The sequence below is a fragment of the Streptomyces rubellomurinus genome, assembly GCF_000961885.1.
Classification (GTDB): Bacteria; Actinomycetota; Actinomycetes; order Streptomycetales; family Streptomycetaceae; genus Kitasatospora; species Kitasatospora rubellomurina.
Genome location: NZ_JZKH01000125.1, coordinates 1 through 18,787 on the forward strand (window position 1 = coordinate 1; position 18,787 = coordinate 18,787).

General features: G+C 69.5%; 16 protein-coding genes, 3 tRNA genes and 1 pseudogene. 13 read left to right on the forward strand and 7 right to left on the reverse strand.

From position 1 onward, the window contains the following. The 4 genes and pseudogenes from VM95_RS39410 to crcB (VM95_RS34450) all read right to left on the reverse strand — a co-directional run. Window positions 1-398 (reverse strand): annotated as a pseudogene (locus tag VM95_RS39410) (hypothetical protein); the annotation flags it as partial. Between the two features lie 144 nt (window positions 399-542). Next, window positions 543-917, reverse strand: coding sequence for a fluoride efflux transporter CrcB (gene crcB / locus VM95_RS34440; protein WP_045704505.1), 375 nt, complete (start codon window positions 915-917; stop codon window positions 543-545). After that, complete coding sequence (locus VM95_RS34445) at window positions 914-1,288, reverse strand: DUF190 domain-containing protein (RefSeq protein WP_045704507.1); 375 nt, start codon at window positions 1,286-1,288, stop codon at window positions 914-916. Before VM95_RS34445 ends, crcB (VM95_RS34440) begins: the two co-directional genes overlap by 4 nt. After that, the gene (crcB, locus tag VM95_RS34450; RefSeq protein ID WP_078860996.1) at window positions 1,285-1,806 is read right to left on the reverse strand and encodes a fluoride efflux transporter CrcB; all 522 of its coding nucleotides are present in this window, start codon (window positions 1,804-1,806) and stop codon (window positions 1,285-1,287) included. The genes VM95_RS34445 and crcB (VM95_RS34450) overlap by 4 nt, the downstream gene beginning before the upstream one ends. A gap of 67 nt (window positions 1,807-1,873) precedes the next feature. Here crcB (VM95_RS34450) and VM95_RS34455 point away from each other — a divergent pair, with 67 nt between their 5' ends. The 8 genes from VM95_RS34455 (at window position 1,874) to VM95_RS34490 (ending at window position 9,796) form a co-directional block, all read left to right on the forward strand. Beyond that, the gene (locus VM95_RS34455; RefSeq protein ID WP_045704509.1) at window positions 1,874-2,215 is read left to right on the forward strand and encodes a metallopeptidase family protein; all 342 of its coding nucleotides are present in this window, start codon (window positions 1,874-1,876) and stop codon (window positions 2,213-2,215) included. 140 nt (window positions 2,216-2,355) lie between these two features. After that, window positions 2,356-2,428, forward strand: a tRNA-Glu gene (locus tag VM95_RS34460). A gap of 66 nt (window positions 2,429-2,494) precedes the next feature. After that, window positions 2,495-2,568: transfer RNA gene (locus VM95_RS34465), tRNA-Asp, on the forward strand. 27 nt (window positions 2,569-2,595) lie between these two features. Further along, window positions 2,596-2,669 (forward strand) — tRNA-Phe (locus VM95_RS34470). Window positions 2,670-3,151: 482 nt separating this feature from the next. Next, complete coding sequence (locus tag VM95_RS34475) at window positions 3,152-4,621, forward strand: DUF3375 domain-containing protein (RefSeq protein WP_045704511.1); 1,470 nt, start codon at window positions 3,152-3,154, stop codon at window positions 4,619-4,621. 23 nt (window positions 4,622-4,644) lie between these two features. Beyond that, a complete protein-coding gene (locus VM95_RS34480) occupies window positions 4,645-5,205 on the forward strand; it encodes a DUF4194 domain-containing protein (RefSeq protein ID WP_244179063.1) in 561 nt (186 codons plus the stop codon). Then, window positions 5,202-8,627, forward strand: coding sequence for an ATP-binding protein (locus tag VM95_RS34485; RefSeq protein ID WP_052707752.1), 3,426 nt, complete (start codon window positions 5,202-5,204; stop codon window positions 8,625-8,627). The genes VM95_RS34480 and VM95_RS34485 overlap by 4 nt, the downstream gene beginning before the upstream one ends. After that, window positions 8,624-9,796: a Wadjet anti-phage system protein JetD domain-containing protein gene (locus VM95_RS34490; protein WP_045704515.1), complete on the forward strand. Its 1,173-nt coding sequence runs from the start codon at window positions 8,624-8,626 to the stop codon at window positions 9,794-9,796. Before VM95_RS34485 ends, VM95_RS34490 begins: the two co-directional genes overlap by 4 nt. A gap of 93 nt (window positions 9,797-9,889) precedes the next feature. Here VM95_RS34490 and VM95_RS34495 read toward each other — a convergent pair whose 3' ends face one another. The 3 genes from VM95_RS34495 to VM95_RS34505 all read right to left on the reverse strand — a co-directional run bounded on the left by VM95_RS34495 (window position 9,890) and on the right by VM95_RS34505 (window position 12,577). Then, a complete protein-coding gene (locus VM95_RS34495) occupies window positions 9,890-11,098 on the reverse strand; it encodes a tyrosine-type recombinase/integrase (protein WP_045704516.1) in 1,209 nt (402 codons plus the stop codon). Beyond that, a complete protein-coding gene (locus tag VM95_RS34500) occupies window positions 11,098-11,286 on the reverse strand; it encodes a helix-turn-helix transcriptional regulator (RefSeq protein ID WP_045704533.1) in 189 nt (62 codons plus the stop codon). Before VM95_RS34500 ends, VM95_RS34495 begins: the two co-directional genes overlap by 1 nt. Window positions 11,287-11,944: 658 nt before the next feature. Continuing rightward, window positions 11,945-12,577, reverse strand: coding sequence for a helix-turn-helix domain-containing protein (locus VM95_RS34505; RefSeq protein WP_045704518.1), 633 nt, complete (start codon window positions 12,575-12,577; stop codon window positions 11,945-11,947). Window positions 12,578-13,197: 620 nt separating this feature from the next. Here VM95_RS34505 and VM95_RS34510 point away from each other — a divergent pair. The 5 genes from VM95_RS34510 to VM95_RS34530 all read left to right on the forward strand — a co-directional run bounded on the left by VM95_RS34510 (window position 13,198) and on the right by VM95_RS34530 (window position 18,734). Next, window positions 13,198-14,244 carry a hypothetical protein gene (locus tag VM95_RS34510; RefSeq protein WP_045704520.1) on the forward strand — a complete coding sequence of 349 codons (1,047 nt, stop codon included), beginning with the start codon at window positions 13,198-13,200 and terminating at the stop codon, window positions 14,242-14,244. A gap of 80 nt (window positions 14,245-14,324) precedes the next feature. Beyond that, window positions 14,325-14,954 (forward strand): ATP-binding protein, encoded by a 630-nt coding sequence (locus tag VM95_RS34515; RefSeq protein WP_045704535.1) that lies wholly within the window; start codon window positions 14,325-14,327, stop codon window positions 14,952-14,954. A gap of 119 nt (window positions 14,955-15,073) precedes the next feature. Further along, window positions 15,074-16,006, forward strand: coding sequence for a DUF2637 domain-containing protein (locus VM95_RS34520; RefSeq protein ID WP_045704522.1), 933 nt, complete (start codon window positions 15,074-15,076; stop codon window positions 16,004-16,006). 428 nt (window positions 16,007-16,434) lie between these two features. Continuing rightward, entirely contained in the window at window positions 16,435-16,980 is a 546-nt protein-coding gene (locus tag VM95_RS34525) for a plasmid mobilization protein (protein WP_045704524.1), read from the forward strand. Next, window positions 16,977-18,734 (forward strand): relaxase family protein, encoded by a 1,758-nt coding sequence (locus tag VM95_RS34530; protein ID WP_045704526.1) that lies wholly within the window; start codon window positions 16,977-16,979, stop codon window positions 18,732-18,734. The genes VM95_RS34525 and VM95_RS34530 overlap by 4 nt, the downstream gene beginning before the upstream one ends. The last annotated feature ends 53 nt before the right edge of the window (window positions 18,735-18,787 follow it).

Genomic DNA, 18,787 nt, shown 5'->3' on the forward strand with positions numbered 1-18,787 from the left:
GGGCTGGCGTTCGCGCCGCCCGCCGCACCGCTTCCGCCCGGCGCGCCCTCCGGGCTGCCCGCCCCCGGCACCGGGACCACGCCGGCCACCGCGCCGTTCGCGCCCGGCGCGGGCTCCCCCGGCGCGCTGGCCGCACCGCCGCCCGGCGCGTTCTCCGCCTGCAAGCCCCCCTGGTGCTCCGCGCGCCCGGCCGCACCGCCGGGGCGCCCGGCCCCCGGCGAGGCCGAGGGACCGCCCGTCGCCCCCGGCTTGCCCGCCGGGCCGACCTGCCCGACCGGCGCCACGCCGTGCTTCTCCTCGGCCGCCGAACCGACCGACATGCACCCGGTCAGCCCCAGCCCGGCCACCGCCAGCACCGCCGCCGCCCGCACCACCCGCACCGTACGCACCGAAGCCACCGCGTTCCCTCTCCACCGCCCCGCCCGGGCCGCTCCTGGCGCGCGGCCGCTTCCGGTGCCCAACGCGCGCCCACCCCGGCGGGACACGGGCGCCGCACCCGCGGGCGCGGCGGAAGGCCGCTCGGCGACAGCCCCCCGGGGCGCTCAGCCCCAGAGCGCCGAGGCCAGCCCCGCCCCCGCGTACACCGCCGCCAGGCCCGCCACCAGGCTGCTCGCGACGTTCGCCACCGCGTACCGCCCGGCGCCGGACTCGGCCAGCCGCAGCGTCTCGTACGAGAACGTCGAGTACGTCGTCAGCGCCCCGCAGAAGCCCGTCCCGACCAGGAGTTGGACGTGCGAGGAGGCCGCGCCGGCCGTCACCGCGCCCGCCACCAGCCCGAGCACCAGGCAGCCGAACACGTTCACCGTGAACGTCCCCCACGGGAACACCGAGTCGCGCCGGGATTGCACCGCCCGGTCGGTCAGGTACCGCAGCGGCGCGCCGACCACCGCTCCCGCCACCACCAGCAGCCAGTTCACTCGGCTCCCCCGGCCCCGGACGCGCTCCCGCCGACACCCCGGCCCGCGTACCGGACCACCTCGCACCGGTCGAGCAGCACCAGCCCCTCCGCGACCAGTTCCTCCAACTGCGGCAGGAACGCCCGCACCCGCTCCTCCTCGTCCACGACCAGCACCGCCACCGGCAGGTCCTCGCTCAGCGACAGCAGCCGCGCCGTGTGCACCAGCGAGGAGGCGCCGAAGCCCTCGATCCCCCGGAACACGCTCGCCCCGGCCAGGCCGGCCGCCCGCGCCCGGTGCACGATCTCGCTGTACAGCGGGCGGTGGTGCCAGGTGTCGCTCTCGCCCACCAGCACCGTCAGCCGCAGCGCCGGGCCGCTCAGCCGGCTCACCGGGCACCGCCTCGCACGGACCCGGCCGGGCGGTGGATCAGACGCCTGGTCAGCACCGCCGCCGTCCACACCGCGCCCATCGCGGCCGCCAGGGTCAGCCCGAGGTACGCCAGCCCGGGCCCGAGCCGGCCCGCCTCCAGCAGCCGCCGGACGTCCACCGCGTACGTCGAGAAGGTGGTGAAGCCGCCCAGCACGCCGGTGCCGAAGAACGGCCGCAGCAGCGGGTGCGCCGGGCGCCCCTCGGTGATCGCCACCAGGAACACCCCGATCACCGCGCAGCCGACCACGTTGATCAGCAGCGTCGTCCACGGGAAGGCCGTCGACCCGGTCTCCCAGCCCAGCCCGGCCGCGTACCGCGCCACCGCGCCGATCGCCCCGCCGGCCGCGACCACCGCCACGGCCGGCCCCTGTCCGCGCAGCACCGGCGGCCGCGCCGGGCGCGCCGGGCGGTCGGCGGCGCCGGTCTCCGCAGCGCCGGTCACGGCGTCCTCCACCGCGTCCTCCGAGGTCGTCACCACCCCATCAAACACCGGCCTCCGCTGCCTGGCACACCGTCACCCCAGACCCGACAATGATCCGGTGGAGATGACCCGGGACGACTTCGAGACGCTGGTCGCCGACGCCCTCGACCAGATCCCCCCGCAGCTCGCGGCGATGATGGACAACGTCGCGATCTTCGTCGAGGACGAACCCGACCCCGGCGACCCGGAGCTCCTCGGCCTCTACGAGGGCACCCCGCTCACCGAGCGCGGCGAGTGGTACGCCGGCGTCCTGCCCGACCGCATCCTGATCTACCGCGGCCCCACCCTGCGGCACTGCGAGACCCGCGAGCAGGTCGTCGAGGAGGTCCGCACCACCGTCATCCACGAGGTCGCCCACCACTTCGGCTTCGACGACCACGAGCTCGACGAGCTCGGCTGGTCCTGAGCCGGGCGCCGCACCCCGCCCGGGCCCCGGCCCCGCGGGCCCGGCTCCCGACCGGCCGAAACCCGTTTTGGCGATCCGCCCGGCATCCCATATGCTTCTCGACGTCCCCGAGACGCCGGAAACGGCGGGACAGGCCGCAAGCCCTCATCGTCTAGTGGCCCAGGACGCCGCCCTTTCAAGGCGGTAGCACGGGTTCGAATCCCGTTGGGGGCACGCAGTACCAAGGCAGTACCGTAGTACAGTGCAGTGCCGCAAGACCTTAGTGGTTCGCCACTACAAGGTCCCGTGGAGCAGTTGGTTAGCTCGCCACCCTGTCAAGGTGGAGGTCGCGGGTTCAAGTCCCGTCGGGATCGCTCGTCTCGCAAGAGACGGTGCAGTACGGCCAGGTAGCTCAGTTGGTACGAGCGTCCGCCTGAAAAGCGGAAGGTCGCCGGTTCGACCCCGGCCCTGGCCACATCGCCTGACCAGGCACGATGCCCTCGAAGCAGCTCGCTTCGGGGGCATTTTCGTGCCGGTTGACGCCAACGCTGACGCCAACGGCCCCGAATCGTGGCGAACCCGGGCCGCTCGTCCTCGGGCATCCGATGATCGACATCAAGTGATGTGCATCACATCCGGGGTCCGCCAGGGTCCCGCCGTCGGCATCCCCGGAGGCACACACGCCTCCAGCCCGAGTCCGGCCAATCCCGGAGCAGGCAGGGTGCAAGAGCAGCAACCATCCCTCGCCTGCGACCAGGGCAAACGGGTCACGGCTGCAGCCGGCCGAGAGAACCGCGAACACGCGCTCCCGTTCAGAATGCCGCGTTCACCCCCAGTGGCATGAATTCGAAAATATATTCGCTTTCTGCTTTTTGTCGGTGGCCCCTTCTAAGGTGGGCGCTGCCCGCCTTCCGTAGGCGGGCGTGCCGAACGCGTGCGATCCAGGGTGGGGCTTGCATGGAATTCGATGACGTCACTGGTCTACTCGACCATCCGGCATGGCGGCTGCTGCGGGCGGAGAACGCCCCGCTGGTGCTGGGGTTCTGCGGCACGGTCTTCGTCGATGAGAACGTGCGAGGCGTACCCGAGAACGTGCTGGTCTCCCGCCTGGACGATCAGCTGTATGACCTCAACGAACGGGGAATGGGCTCATTCCCACGCCCTGCCGCCGCATATCTGACGGAGTGGACCAACAGTGGCTGGCTGCGTAAGTACTACCCGCCCGACGAGGACGAGGCCCATTTCGACGCGACCAGCGCCCTGGAGAAGGCCGTCGCCTGGGTCCGGGGGTTGCCCGCTCGTTCCTTCATCGGCACCGAGTCACGGCTGAGCACCATCGTCGCCCTGCTGCGGCAGATGACATTCGGCACCGAGACCGATCCGCAGGCGCGTATCGACAAACTCCGTCGCGAACGTGATCGGATCGATGAGCAGATCGCGCAGCTCCTCGCGGGCGAAGTCGATCTCCTGTCCCCGGTGGCCCTGCTGGACCGCTACCAGCAGGTCGAAAACACGGCGGTCGAGTTGCTGCGGGACTTCCGGGAGGTCGAGGCGAATCTGAGGGAACTGGATCGGCGGCTTCGTCAGGACGTGGCAACCGCGGAGGGAAGCAAGGGCGAGCTCCTGGCCTCATTCCTCATGGACCGGGAGATGATCGCCGAATCCGATCAGGGCCGCAGCTTCCAGGCGTTCTTCGATCACCTCCTCTCCCCTCAACGCCAGGAAGAGCTACGAGGCCTCCTGGAGCAGGTACACCAGTTGCCGCAGTTGGGCGGCAGAGCCAACAGGAACCTGCTGAAGATCCCATTCGCATGGCTGGAAGCGGCGGAGAGCACTCAGGACACAGTGCGGCAGCTCACCGAGCAGCTCCGCCGATTCCTGGCCGACCATGGCCGCGAGGAGGACCGCAGGGTCGTGGCGCTGGTTCGCTCTGTGCAGCGCCACGTGGCAGCCCTCGACGGCCGAAGTGATCTTCCCGGCATCGAGCTGGAGGTCCCCCAAGTGGAGCTGGCTCTGCCGATGGAGCGCCGGCTGTACATGCCGGTCGAACGGGTGGAGCTGGACAGCACTGCCGTCGAAGCGTTCGACGACTCTGAGGTGGATGTCTCCGAACTGTTTGCCGGCGTCCATGTGGACCACGAGGCCTTGGTCGCGCAGGTACTGGAGCTGATCCAGGCCAGCCCGAGTGGTCAGGCGAACCTGCCCACCGTCGTCGAAAAGTACCCGTTGACCCTGGGACTCGCGGAACTGCTGGCGTACTTCCAACTGGACCAGGTGGGCCTGGACATCGTGATCGACCCCAGCCACACCCACGACCTGGTCTACGAGCGAGTCCACTCTCCAGGGCACTCCATGGCCACCGTCCCGCAGGTGACGTTCGTGCTCAACGAGGGCGGCGTGACCGCCGGAGAGGTAGAGCAGGCATGAATGACGCTCTGACCGTACCCATCGTGAACCTGCTGAAGGCAGGCGTGCTCTACCAGAGCGACGTGCCCGCGATCTGGGACCAGCTCACAGCCCACCAAGCAGCCATCGGTGACTACCTGCGTGTGATCGGCCTGGACGTCGTGGTCGACCGTGCCGAAGGCTATGCCTACACGCGCCAGCTCGACCCGGATACCCGCGATGACGGCGCGGCCGTACCCCGGTTGGTGACACGCCACCGGCTCTCTTTCCCCGTCAGCTTGATGCTCGCCCTCCTGCGTGGGCGACTGGCGGAGAGCGATGCCACCTCATCGGACCCCCGTCTTCTTCTGACTCGTGACGACCTCGTGGAAATGGTCCGTAGTTTCCTCCCTCCTCGCAGCAACGAGGCACACCTGGTCGACCAGATCGACAGCAACATCAAGAAGTTGTGCGAGCTCAAGGTGCTCCGTCAGACCAAGCAGCCGGGCCTGTTCGAGGTACGGCGCCACATCAAGGCCCTCGTGGACGCCCAGGTTCTCAACGACTTCAACGAGCTGCTCGCCACCTACCGCAGCACCATCGCGACGCCGGAGGACAACGAATGAGCCTCATCTCCTCGGAACTGCCCCTCATCCCGAAGCAGTCAGGTCCAAGCGACGACACCCTCGGCATCGGCCCCGGCTTCCGGCTCACCCGCCTGGAGGTGCTGAACTGGGGGACGTTCCACCGCAGCATCTGGTCTTTCACCATCGACGGGCGAAGCGCTCTGTTGACGGGCGGCGTCGGATCCGGCAAGTCGACACTGGTGGACGCGATGACCACCCTGCTGCTCCCAGCTCACAAGATCGCGTACAACAAGGCCGCAGGCGCCGAAGCGAAGGAGCGGGATCTGCGCTCGTACGTGCTGGGCCACTACAAGAACGAGCGTGTCGAGGCGACCAACAGCACCCGTCCGGTCGGGCTGCGCAACGCCTCCTCGTACAGCGTGATCCTTGGCGTGTTCAGTAACTACGTGCTCGATACCCACGTCACACTCGCTCAGGTCTTCTGGGTTCCCGACGCCAACACCGGGCAACCCGACCGGTTCTACGTCACGGCCGACACCCCGATGTCCATCGACGCCGACTTCACCGGCTTCGGCACCGACATCGCGGACCTGCGCCGACGCCTGAAGCAGAGGAAGGCGACGGTCTATGGCCACTACCCGCAGTACGGAAAGGCCCTGCGTCGCAGCCTCGGTATCCCCAGTGATCAGGCTCTCGACCTGTTCCACCAAACCGTCTCGATGAAGGCCGTCGGGAGCCTCGACGAGTTCGTGCGAGACCGGATGCTCGAGCCCTTCGACGCACGAGCAGCGGTCGACAAGATCGTCGCGCACTTCGACGCGCTGACCGCCAGCCACGCCGAGGTGGTCCGGGCCAGGGAGATGATCGACGGGCTCGGGCCGATCGTGGATGCCTGCGACCGGTGCGACGGCATCCAGCGAGACATCACGATGCTGCAGCAGCGCCGTGAGGTCCTACCCGTGTTCTTCGCCCAACATCGACGCCGGCTTCTGGACCTACTCAGCCAGGACCTGAAGTCGCGGATCACCGAGCTCGCCGATCAGCAGACGGGCCGTGAGTCGGAACTGGAGCGGCTCCGCGACTCCGCTGACACCTTGCGCCGCCGCATCGACGGCGCCGGCGGCGAGAAGTTGGTGGAACTGGATGCCCGGATCAAGGAACTTGGCCGCGACCGCGAGCGGCGTCGCGACCAGGCTTCCAAGTACGACGGCTGGCTTGGTCAAGCCAGCCTGGCACCCGTCACGGATGCGGTGTCGTTCCGTGAACGCTCCGACCAGATCGCCCAGGTCCGAGCTCGGATCGAGCAGCAGGAGCAGCAAGCCCGCGAGGAACTCGATGCCCTTGCCGTGCAGCGGGACAAGAACAACACGGCAACGCAGGACCTCCGGAGGGAGATCACCAGCCTGCAGAGTCAGCGCTCCAGCATCCCCTCGCGGCTGCTGAGCCTGCGCCAGGACCTCGCCGCCGCTCTTGAGGTCGTCGCCGACGAACTTCCCTTTGCCGGTGAGCTCATCCAGGTCCGCGATGACGAGGCGGCATGGGCTGGCGCCGCCGAGCGTGTCCTGCGCGGCTTCGCCCTGTCCCTCCTCGTACCCGAAGTCCACTACGAGAAGGCCTCGGCCTGGGTGAACGGCAGACACCTGGGATTGCGGCTGGTGTACTACAAGGTCCCGGCCCACACACCGGCACAGGAACTGCCGAACGATCGCGACCTGCTTCTGGGCAAGCTCGAACTCAAAGACGACTGCTGGGCCCACGACTGGCTCGCCATGCAACTGCGGAACCGAGCCGACTACCTGTGTGCTGCGGATCTGGACACATTCACCCGTTCCTCTCGCCCCGCGGTCACGAGGCAAGGTCTGGTCAAGGGCGGGGGTGGTCGCCACGAGAAGAACGACGCCTCCCGCATCGACGATCGCAGCTCCTGGGTGCTCGGCTGGTCCAACCAGGCCAAGCTGGAGGCGCTCCTTGCGGAAGCGGCCAGCTTGACCAAGGAGAGCGCGGCGATCACCACCCGCACAGCAGAGCTGAAAGAACAGCAGAAGGGTCGCGAGAGGATCAGCTCGGCCGTGACGCTCCTCGCCAACATCAGCGAGTACGTTGAACTCGACTGGCAGGCGTGTGTCACTGAACTTGAGCAGGCCGAGACGCAGAAGAAGGCGCTTGTGGCGGAGGCCGGCCTGGACAGGCTCACAGCCGAGCTGAAAGACACCAACGCCAGTATCAGCCACTACGACAAGCTCGTGCGCACTGGCCTGGAGGCACTTGGTGGCCTTCGACGTGACAGCGAGGACGTCGCATCTCAGCTGAAGCAGGCCGAGGGTTCCATTGAACGGGCCGACGTCGAAGCGGTCGCCAAGCACGAGAGCGCGCTGAGGCTCTTCCTGCCGTCCCCGGTCGCAGACGTACAAGTCCACTTGGACCTGCTGAAGACGGCAGAGACCGAGGCCCCGGCAAAGCTGAGTCGTGATCTCGATGGGCGAAGCGACGCCCTTCGGCGCGCTGCGAGCCAGGCCACCTCGAAGATGACAGCATTCCGAAGCACCTACCCCCAGTACACAAACGATCTCGACGCTTCCCTGGAGTCCGCAGCCGGATATCGCGCGCTCCACAGCCAACTGGTCAGCGACGACCTACCGCGATTCGAGGCCCAGTTCCTGCTGTACCTGCGCACCAACGTCATTCGAGACATCGCGTCCTTCCAGGCCAACCTCCTCAAGCAGGAACAGGAGATCAGCGAGCGTATCGAGCTCATCAACACCTCGCTGGCGGGCATCGACTACAACCCCGGCCGGTACGTCCGGCTCAACGCCGCGCCCACCACCAATGTGGAGATCCGCGACTTCCGCCAGAGCCTTCGCGAGTGCACGAGCGATGTGCTGGCCACCGAGACCGACGACGCTTACACCGAGGAGAAATTCCTTCAAGTGAAGCGACTCCTCGACCGCTTCAAGGGCCGGCCGGAGCACACCCGTATGGACGCCGACTGGACAGCCCGCGTCACCGACGTACGTCGCTGGTTCACCTTCTCGGCGAGCGAGCACAGCCGGGCCGACGGTGCCGAGCACGAGGTCTACTCCGACTCCGGCGGCAAGTCCGGCGGGCAGAAGGAAAAGCTCGCCTACACCATCCTCGCCGCTTCGCTCGCCTACCAGTTCCGCATCGACCCGCAGGCCAAGAAGCCCAAGACGTTCCACTTCGTCGTCATCGACGAAGCGTTCGGACGGGGAGACGACGCCTCGGCCCACTTCGCCTTGGACCTCTTCCACCGCCTCGGACTCCAACTCCTCGTGGTCACCCCTTTGCAGAAGCTGCACGTCATCGAGCCCCACGTCACGCGCGTCGGCTACGTCGACCGTCCCGACAAGATCCGTTCGCGGCTGACCACGCTCACCATCGAGGAGTTCCGCGCCCACAAATCGTCCCGCCAGCCGGCTCCTCACTCCGAGGCCCAGCAGTGACCCGAACCCAGTGGACGACCCCGGACCAGGTCGTCGAAGTACTCCGTCGTAAATGGGACGGCGGCCGGTTCCTCACCGAAGCCGCCCAAGGACTTCCGTTCGAGCCCATCCGTATTCCACTCAAAGGCCCTGCCGCAGCCGACGTCATCAGCCATTTCGACAAGGCGCTGGCCTGGGCCCAGTCCTGGGCCGCCAGCCGACATCCCCACCTGCGCATCCAGACCAAGACCGTCAGAGGACGCGGAAACACTCCGACGAATACCATCCCTGACCGGGCCTGGATCGACACCCGCGAGAACCTCTGGGCCCTTCTCAGCGTCGACACGCAGGTCGACCTGTTCCACACCCTTCACTCCCGGGCAATCGACCACGATCAGGACCTCGCCCAGTGGATGGCCACTCACCCCATGAAGGTCCTCCAAGCCCATGCCCACTGGCAGCGCGTCGTCGACACTGTCTGCTGGATCCGCGACCACGTCACCAACCCGATCTACTTGCGGCAGATCGACATCCCGGGCGTCGACACCAAGTTCATCGAGACCAACAAGGGGCTCCTCAGCGAGATCCTCGACGTCGTCCTGCCCGCGAGCCGGATCAATGCCGACGCGCCAAGGACGGATTTCGCCGCGCGCTACGGCTTCCTCAGCAAGCCCGTCTATGTACGGCTGCGCTACCTAGCCGACCAGCCGGGCCCATTCAGCGAACTCATCGTTCGGGCCGATGAGCTGACCGCCCAGCCCTCCGGCGTCCGCCGCGTCTTCGTGCTCGAAAACGAGATCACCTACCTGTCGCTTCCTCCCGTGCCGAATGCCATCGCCATCCTCGGCTCCGGCTACGCCGCCACACTCCTGCGCCATCTGCCGTGGCTTGCCGACGTCGATCTCAGGTACTGGGGGGACATCGACACGCACGGCTTCGCCATCCTGAGCCAGGTCCGCCGCCATTTCCCGCACACCCGATCGCTACTCATGGATCGGAGCACTCTGTTGACCCACAAGTCGCACTGGGGCGAGGAGAAGACCCAGACCATCGAAACGCCCGACCATCTCACGCCGGACGAGAGCGAACTGGAACGGGATCTGCGAATGGGTACCTACCAGCCGCGCCTTCGCCTCGAACAGGAGCGCATCCCGATCAGCACTGTCGAACGGGCTCTTGCGGGGCCGTGACGGAGTCGCTCCGACCTGCACCGGAGTGGTCGTGACCGACCTGTGCCCGGCAGGACCCGTCTGCTGACGGGTCCTGCCGGGCACAGGGTATGGCTAGGAGAGCGCCTCCCCGAGGCGGCTCAGGGCCTTGAGGCGCTCGGCGAGGGAGGCGTGCGCGTAGACCTTCATGGTCACGCCGACGTCGCTGTGGCCGGCGATCTCCCGGACGATGTGCGGAGGCACACCGAGGTCGAGCAGCAAGGTGATGCAGGTGTGGCGAAGGTCGTGGAAGCGGAGGTCGTCCAGGCCGAGGCGACCGCGGACCGCGTGCCAGCTGCGGCGCAGGTTGTCCGGCTCGTACGGGGTGCCGATCCGGGACGGGAAGACGAGGTCGTTCTCCTGCCAGTCCATGCCGGCGGAGGCCCGCTCGACGGCCTGACGATCGCGGTGGTCCACCAGGGCGGCGAGGACCGGCGCGGGCAGCGGCAGGGTGCGCTCGGAGGACAGCGTCTTCGGCAGGACGAGCCGCAACTCGCCGTCGACCCGCTGGAGGTTGGTGCTCACCGTGAGGGTGCCGCGCTCCAGGTCGATGGAGCTCCAGCGAAGGCCGAGCAGCTCGCCCCGGCGCATGCCGAGCATCAGCGCGAGCACGTAGAGGGTGTGCAGGCGGTGGCCACTCAGCTCCTTGAGCACGAGCTTGGCCTGAGCGGTGGTCAGGCCCTTGCCGATCCGGTAGTCGGGCGCGGGGACCTTCACGAGCTTGGCCACGTTCTTGTGGATCAGCTCCTCTCGGACGGCGTGCTCCAGCGCGTTGCGGAGCACGGCGTGCACGGACTGGATCATCCGCGCGGACAGCAGCCGCTTGCAGCACTCGCCTGCGGCACAGCAGATCGGCTTGGGCCGCTGCGCGTCCCAGCCGCCCTTGCAGCACTGGCACTCGGCGCGCACCCGGTTCAGCCAGACCCGGACCTCCTGGGCCCGCAGGTCGCGCAGCCGCTTGGTACCGAGGCCGGGTATGAGATGGACGCGGACCACGCTCTCGTAGCCCTGGTAGGTCTTGGGCCGACGGTTGGGCAGGACCTCCTCGGCAAGCCAGTAGTTGAGGTACTGACCGACGTTGGAGTCGGTGTCGGGCAGCGGGATGCCGTTGATGGCGTCGGCCTGCAGCTCGACGAGGGCGTTGTGGACCTCGTCCCAGGTCTTGCCGTAGATGGAGACCCGCTTGCGGAGGCCGGAGGTGGTGATGACGTAGGCGCGGCCGTGGTATCGGCCGTCCTTGCGCAGGGTGATGCTGCCCGCGCCGTTGGGGTTGCGCTTGGCCATCAGGCCGCCACCTCCGCGAGCTCGGCGACGAACGTACGGACGGCGGCGGCCGGGACGCGGCGGGAGCGGCCGATGGTGACCGAGGGGAGGCGGCAGGTGCGGATGAGGTCGTAGACGGTGGAGCGGCCGAGCTGGAGCTGAGCCATGACGTCCGGGATGGTGAGCAGGAGCTGCTCGTGAGGGGCCATGGGGTCGGCCGCCCCGGCCGGAGCGGCGACAGGTGCGGAGACGAGGACCGGACCGCCGAGCGAGCCGGCGGCTTCGGCGGAGGTGAGCGACGGCGGCGCCGGGACCTTCGGCGAAGCAACGATCGAGAGTGCCATGCTAGGGACAGGACCCTTCAGTTGGCGGGCGCGCGAGCGCCCAGGTGCGGAGGGATCTGGCCCGGCAGGGGCGAAGGTTTGGCGACTGGACGCCTCTGCCGGGAACAGAAGAGAAGTCCCGACCGGCCTCGGTGCGGGGCGGCGGGTGACTGGGAAGAAGCTGTCGGCCCGAAGGCGGCACCGGGACGTGGTCACCGGCGACAGCGTGGATGGACCGTCAGATCGGTCTGTGGGCCGCGCTCGCGGCGGGCATGGCAGGTACGGCGAGACGGCCGAGAATGACCTCGGCCCGCGCGGGGCCAGTGGCAGTCTGGCCGACGGCATGGCGACGCGTGGACAGCACGCGGTTCCTTCCCCGGTGGTTGGTGGGCGGCAACCCGGCACCGTGGTTGATCGTCGTGGATGGGCATTTCACGCGGTTGGTAGCCGCAGTGGGGTGTGACAGTAGCTCTGGATTCCGGCCGCACCAAATGGCACGGCGACGGCCGAGGGGTGCTCGGGCGGTCGGCCCGGAACGGGCTGGTTACTGGGCGGTCTCCGAGGACTCCAGGTAGGCGAATTCATCAGGCAGCGCGGGAGGCACGACCTCCAGTTCGCGCATGCGAGCACGCCAGTTGCGGAGCGACTGGATGTCTCGTGCGTGAATCCTGTCGAGCTCGGCGACCATGTCGAGGAACTTCGCTCGGTGCTCGGGATCTCTGGCCAGGGCCGCCTCGCGGCGCTTCTCCTCGCCCAGCTCGCGGCTGAGCATCGCGACCGAGACGAGGATGCCGTGTTCGCGGAACATGTTGAGCACGGTCTGCGTGGGCGTCTTCATCGCCTCCTCCCGCGACTCACCAGTCACCCAGGCCACCGCGTCCCACATCGACACTTCCCGCCCCGGCAGCACCTCGATGGTGGGGGCGGTACCGAGAGGGAAGAGCATGGTGATCGGGGGCACTCCGAGGACCTCCGCAAGGACGAGGAGCTCGGCAACATCGACACTCGCCCGCCGGCCGCTCTCGAGGTTGGCGATCACGGTGCGCGGGATCGGGTACCCGAGCGCAGCGCAAGCGTCGGTGACGTCCTGGGCGCTCAGGCCGAGCTCCTTGCGCCGAGCTCGAAGAGCATCGGCGACGCGGGCTGTCACCTTGGACGGCCAGTCGGTCTGTGTCATGGATGCAAAATTAGCTCCGATTGTGTGTCGCCGCAAGTCCGTGGTAGGGATTGGGGCACCGACTTCCCGACCTGCCGGACGAGGTGAGCCCATGACTACACAGGAAGACCGGCCTGCTGTGTTGCAAGCCGAAGCCGAGTTCCCCAGACCTTCGCGCGGTGGCGCCTTCCGTCGCGCCGGCGCGTAGCCGAGCGGGCTCGCGCCCAAGCGCTGCCGGGAGACCGTGTCGAGCAGCCTCGTGACACCGGGCGGACCGCCCTGTCTGCCGTGAGCGGATGGGGCCACTTCGCGTTGGATCTTCGAGGGGGCTCGACATAGTGTCGAGCTCGCGCCGCCAAGCGGACGGTCGCTTCAACATCCTCTGCACGGCTGGCCGTTGACCAGACCTACCGGCTTCACCGAAGGGGCCGCCCACCTACACCGAGGCCCTCGGTGCTACCAACACCGAGGGCCTCCACGGATCCCCTAACCGCCCATCCACGACGATCGACCGCGGTGACCGGATTGCCGTCCGAAATGTCACCGGGGAAGGAATCTCCGTGCCCAAGCGTACGACGCCGCGTGCCGCCAGCGCACGCCTTGTCTCGCACGCCTTCTCCCCGAAGGCGGGGTGGTAGGCCATGGCGCGCATCCGCACCATCAAGCCCGAGTACCCCGTCTCGGAGGACCTCGCCTCGGTCTCCCTGACCGCCGAGCGCACGTTCGTCTGCCTGCTCACCCAGGCCGACGACGAGGGACGTCACCGCGACAACGCGGCCGTCCTCAACGGCGCCCTGTGGTCGCTGCGGCCCGAGCACACCGCGCTCGACACCGAGGACGAGCTTCGCCAACTCACCGAGACCGGCCTGATCTGCCGGTACACCGGCTGCGACGGGCGCCAGTACCTGCACGCCACCAAGTGGCACGAGCACCAGAAGATCTCCCACCCCACCCCCTCGCGCCTGCCCTCCTGCCCCGTCCACGAGCCCGCGGGCTGGTGCGGCAAGTGCAAGGCCAAGGGCAAGGGCTGCGCGCGCCCGGCTCCGGAGAACTTCCGGAGCCTTCCGGAACCGCTCGCGACCCTCGCGGAGACCGTCCCCGCCCAGCGGCCCTTCTCGGCCGACGCCGAGTCCACCCCCGCAGCGGCCCTGCCGGTGCCAGATGCGGCAGCTCCGAGCGAAAGTGCAGGTCAGACGGCTTCTCCGGAGTCCCTCCGGAGGGCTCCGGAGAACGTCGTGCCTGGACCATGGACCTTGGACCATGGATCTACCCCTGAAGGGGGCGGCTTCGCCGCGCCCACCCCGGCACCCTCGTCGGCAGCACCCGAGCGGGTCGGCCCGGTCCTGGTCGCCGCGCCCACCGGCAAGCCGTCGGTGAACGCTGGCGACCTGGTGGCCGAGTACGTCGCCGGCTGCCCGAAGCCGGTACCGGCCAACGTGCGCGGGCACCTCGGCAAGGTCATCAAGGACCTGCTCGACGGCGGCACCGGCGACGACGACATCCGTGCCGGGCTGCGGCTGTACGCGGCGAAGCCGATGAGCCCGAGCGTGCTGCCGAGCATGGTCCACGAGGCGATCAACGCCCAGCCCGCCGGGGCCACCCGCGCCGGGCAGAGCGCTGCCCGCGCGCCGTACCGGCCCTTCGCCAACCCGGCCGACGCCCGCGACTACTACGAGGGGGACCTGTGACCGGCCTGCCCAACCCCCGCCGCGCGGACGAGCGTCGCGAGCCGCAGCCGGCCTCCGGCGCCGTCCTGCGCCTGGAGCGGATGCTGGCCGCCAAGGGCATCGACCCCGACCGGCCGCTGCCCGACACCGACCAGCCCTCCACCGCGCTGGAGCTCGCCGACCGCCGCATCCCGCCGCGCTACCGCCATGCCGAAGCCGACCACCCGGAGGTCACCACCTGGGTCCAGCAGGTCACCCTGGCCTGCCGACCCGGCCCCGGCGGCACCCTGGGCATCGCTCAGGGGCCCTCGCTCCTGATCGCCGGACCCACCGGCTCGGGCAAGACCCACCAGGCGTACGGGGCGATCCGCAGCCTGCTGAAGGCCGGGGTGCGTCTGCGCTGGACCAAGCTCACCGCCACCGAGCTGTACGCCTCCCAGCGGCCCCGCCAGGGCACGGACACCGAGCGGGAGATGCGCGATCTGATGGCGAGCCCGCTGCTGATCCTCGACGACCTCGGCGCCGCCAAGGCGTCCGAGTGGACCGAGGAGCTGACCCTGCGGCTGGTCGACCACCGCTACGAGCACCTGCTCCCGACGATCTTCACCACCAACCTGGCGCCCGGCGACATCAAGAACGCCCTCGGCGACCGCACCGCCTCCCGCCTCGCCGAGATGTGCGAACGCGCCATCCTCACCGGCACCGACCGCCGCAGGCGAACTGCCGCCTGACCGGCGCCGGTGCCCAGCGCACCCCGGCCGGTGCGCCGACCTCCCCGAACTTCACCCCACCACCGCCTCGCCGCTTCGCCACGCCCGCCTGCGGCGAGGCCACCCCTGGAGCACCACCCTTGACCACCATCGCGATACCCCCTGCCCACACTCCGACCGTCCGGGTCACCCTCTGGGACCGCCTCGCCGTCGCCCTGCTCGGCGTCCTCGGTTTCGTCCTGTCCTACGACGCCCTGCGGCAGATGGCCGGCGCTACCCACGTCCGCGGCCCGCTCACCTACCTCTTCCCGATCATCATCGACGGTTTCATCGCCTACGGCGTCCGGGCCCTGCTCGTCCTGCGCGAGGCTCGCTGGCCCGCCCGCGCCTACGCCTGGACGCTCTTCGCCGGAGCGACCGCGACCAGTGTCTGGGCCAATGCCCTGCACGCTGTCCGCCTCAACCAACTGCCTTCCACCGGCAGCGGGCTGAGGCTGACCGACACGGTTGTCGGTGTCCTGTCCACCCTCGCCCCGCTCGCCCTCGGCGGCGCCGTCCACCTGTACATCCTGATCGCCCGCCACGGCCACGACACCGCGAGCGCTCCCGCTGAGCAGAACGCCGTTCCGCGCACCGCGACTTCGCCCGACCCTGAACCGGAGCTCCGGCCGGAACGGGCGGAGGACCGCAGCGACGAGAACGCGCTCCTGACGCTCCTGTCCGCCGCCGGACTTCTGCCCGCCGAGTGGCGCGACGCGCTGCCCGATCCCGAACCGGCAGAAGCTGACGGCCAACCGGCCGATGCCCCGGACACCCGGGCCGAAGCCTCCGGAGGCGCTGGCGGGGCGGAGAACAAGCCGATCGGGCGTCCGCCGGGCGCGCCGATGGAACGGCTGCTGGAGGTGGGCCGCGCGGCGGTCGCTGCCGAGGGGCGTCTCACCCGCGCGATCGTCGAACAGGCCGTGCGCGAAGCCGGCCTTCCGCTCGGCAGTACCCGCCTCACCGAGCTGATGCGAAAGCTCCGCGAGGAGCAAGCCGACGAACAGAACCCTCCGCACCCCGAGGCCGGCTGACCGGCCCTGTCGGTCAGCCGGACACCGACTTCTGCCGACCCAGAGCCGCACTCGGCAGAAGGCCACCGCCGCCCGGTCAGTGCACCCGGCCGGACTCGACTCGCACCGCGGACACCAGTCCCATGTGGCGTTCGGTCCCGGGAAGGCCGCGCCTGACGCACCGCCCATACCTGCGAATTCCGGCATGGCCAAACCGGCAACCACCCGGACACTGCCCACCCACAAGCTCACCAGCCCGAATCGCCAGCCGCCACCGAGGAACGACACGCGTGAACGCCGTCCGACGAACCCTGCACAGCCTGCTCGGGAAGCCCGTAAGCTCCCAGGACCGCAACGGAGTTGACCACCTCCACAACAACAGCGGAGCAAGCGAGTGCGTACGGGGCCCCTATGGGGCCACGCACGCGAACGCCCCCGCCCAGGAGGGCGTGGACGAGCCGGCGCTGCCGAGGGCGGCAGCACCGGGGCTTCACCGCGGGGGCGCGGCGAAGGAGGAGGAGACGCCCGCCGTCGAGCCGCTCGCGCTCGCCCCAGCTGAGCGTGCCGCTCGTGCCAGCACGCGTCGTCCCAAGCGCCGCCGACGCGACAACGAGAACCCCAAGACGAAGAAGCTCGGCTTTCGCTGCACCGCCGAGCGCGAAGCGCAGATCAAGCGGCTCGCGCGGGAAGCCGGCCTGAACCTGGCCGATTACCTGGAACGCCAGGCTCTGACCACCGGCGGGGCCGACGCAGTAACCCGTGACGAGCAGCTGGACGAGGCCGTGCAGGAGCTCAGCGATACCCGGTTCCAGCTCGCCCGAGTCGGCGGCAACCTCAACCAGATCAGCTTCCACCTCAACGCTTTCATCGGCATCGAGCATGGTCCCGCGCAGGCCACCCTGGACAAGGCCACGCACCTGGTGGCCGCAACCAGCCGGGCCATCGCCCAGGTCGACGCCTCGGCGATGCGCATAGCGAAGGCTGGCCGCCGGTGATCACCACTGCCCGCTCGGGCAAGAACACGTTCAAGGCGCTGGAGTACCTGTACGGTCCGGGCCGGCGCAACGAGCACACCGACCCGCACCTCGTCGCGTCCTGGGACGGCTTCGCCCCCGACCCGGGCCGCGATCCCGAGGCCACCCTGGCCCAGCTGCGGGACGCCCTCGACCTGCACGTCGTGCGCTACGGCAAGCCGATCACCAAGCACGTCTACCACCGCATGGTCCGCGCCGACCCCTTCGACCGGAACCTGAGCGACCAGGAGTGGGGCGACATCGCCCGCCGGATCGTGGCCGCCGCCGGCATCGCCCCCGACGGCGACCCGGACGGCTGCCGGTGGATCGCCGTGCACCACGGCGACAACCACATCCACATCCTCGCCACCGTGGTCCGCGCCGACCTGACCCAGGCCCGCCTGCGCGGCGACCAGTACCGGGCCGAGACCGAACTCACCGAGATCGAAAGTCAGTACCGACTCAAGGACCTGTCCGACACCCGAACACCCGAGTACCGGGCCGCGATTCCCAAGCGCGCCAAGAGCCCTGAGCTGCGCAAGGCCGAGCGCTTGGGCCAGGAGGAGACCGGACGGGCCCGATTGCGAACCGGGGTGCGCCGGGCCCTGGCCGGCGCCGCCAACCAGGAAGAGTTCCTCGCCCGCCTCAGCACGCAGGGCATCCAGTTCGAGATCCGCCGCCCGCCCTCCGGCGACGCCAACGGCTACAAGTTCGCCCTGCCCGCCGGAGACCCGGGCGGCCCGGTGTGGTTCTCCGGCAGCCAGCTCGCCGCCGACCTCACCCTGCCCAAGATCCACGAGCGATTCGCCATCGGCCTCGACCAGCCCGCCCTCTCGCCCTCGAAGGCCCAGGGACAGCCGGCCATTGTCCGGTACCGGGCCAGCACCACCACCGACCACGCTGTCACCACAGTCGATGACGACCCCCGCCCCGCTGAGGTCGCAGCGGTGGTCAGCGGCGCGATCGAGGTGCTCGACACCCTCGCCCTCACCAGCCCCGTCCTGTCCAGGAAGGAGATCAACCAGGCCGCCCGAGCCCTCGAATACACAACCGTCGCCCGCACCCGTGCCGCCCGCGCCGAGGTCCGTGCGATGCGCTCCGCCGCCCGCGAACTCCTCTACAGCGGTCCCGCCAGCGGAAGCGGCGAGGAGGGAACGGCTGCTGCCACCATGCTGGCCAGCCTGGTCCTGCTCGCGATCGTCATCGCCAAGTGGCACGCCGCCCAAGGCCACCAGCGCCAGGCCGAGGCCGCACACACGGCAGCCGCCCATCTTCGCACCGCCTACGGCAGGCACGCCGGACGCCCGATCGCCCTGCTCGACACCCAAGGCCGACAACTCCCGGCCCCGGTCCGCGACCGGCACGAGACAGCGGTCCGCCAGGCACTGCCCGCCGACCAAGCCGTCCGGATCCTCGCCGACGACGGTTGGACGGCACTGGCCGCCACCCTGGCCGAAGCCGAACAGGCAGGCCACGACCCGCAGGCGCTGCTCGCCCACGCCGCCGGACGACGCGAACTCGCCAGCGCCGACTCGCCTGCCGCAGTCCTGACCTGGCGTATCCGGCGCAACACCCGCCTCCCGGCCCCCGCACCGAAGGCCACCGCGGAGGACCACCGCACCAGCGCGGCCCTGGCCCGTAGCACCACCAACCGCACCACCACCAGCACACCGTCCACCGCGGTCACCCCACCGCCGGCGCTACCCGTACCCGACCAGGCGCGCCGAACGCGCTAACCAACCCAGGTGGGCGGGTACGGTGCCTCCGCACCCGCCCACCGGCCCCCACC

Excerpts from the sequence above, each read along its gene's own strand:
- VM95_RS34455 (WP_045704509.1), top strand. The coding sequence starts at position 1,874 with ATGACCCGGGACGACTTCGAGACGCTGGTCGCCGACGCCCTCGACCAG.
- VM95_RS34475 (WP_045704511.1), top strand. The coding sequence starts at position 3,152 with ATGGAATTCGATGACGTCACTGGTCTACTCGACCATCCGGCATGGCGG.
- VM95_RS34485 (WP_052707752.1), top strand. The coding sequence starts at position 5,202 with ATGAGCCTCATCTCCTCGGAACTGCCCCTCATCCCGAAGCAGTCAGGT.
- VM95_RS34495 (WP_045704516.1), bottom strand. The coding sequence starts at position 11,098 with ATGGCCAAGCGCAACCCCAACGGCGCGGGCAGCATCACCCTGCGCAAG.
- VM95_RS34500 (WP_045704533.1), bottom strand. The coding sequence starts at position 11,286 with ATGGCCCCTCACGAGCAGCTCCTGCTCACCATCCCGGACGTCATGGCT.
- VM95_RS34505 (WP_045704518.1), bottom strand. The coding sequence starts at position 12,577 with ATGACACAGACCGACTGGCCGTCCAAGGTGACAGCCCGCGTCGCCGAT.
- VM95_RS34510 (WP_045704520.1), top strand. The coding sequence starts at position 13,198 with ATGGCGCGCATCCGCACCATCAAGCCCGAGTACCCCGTCTCGGAGGAC.
- VM95_RS34515 (WP_045704535.1), top strand. The coding sequence starts at position 14,325 with ATGCTGGCCGCCAAGGGCATCGACCCCGACCGGCCGCTGCCCGACACC.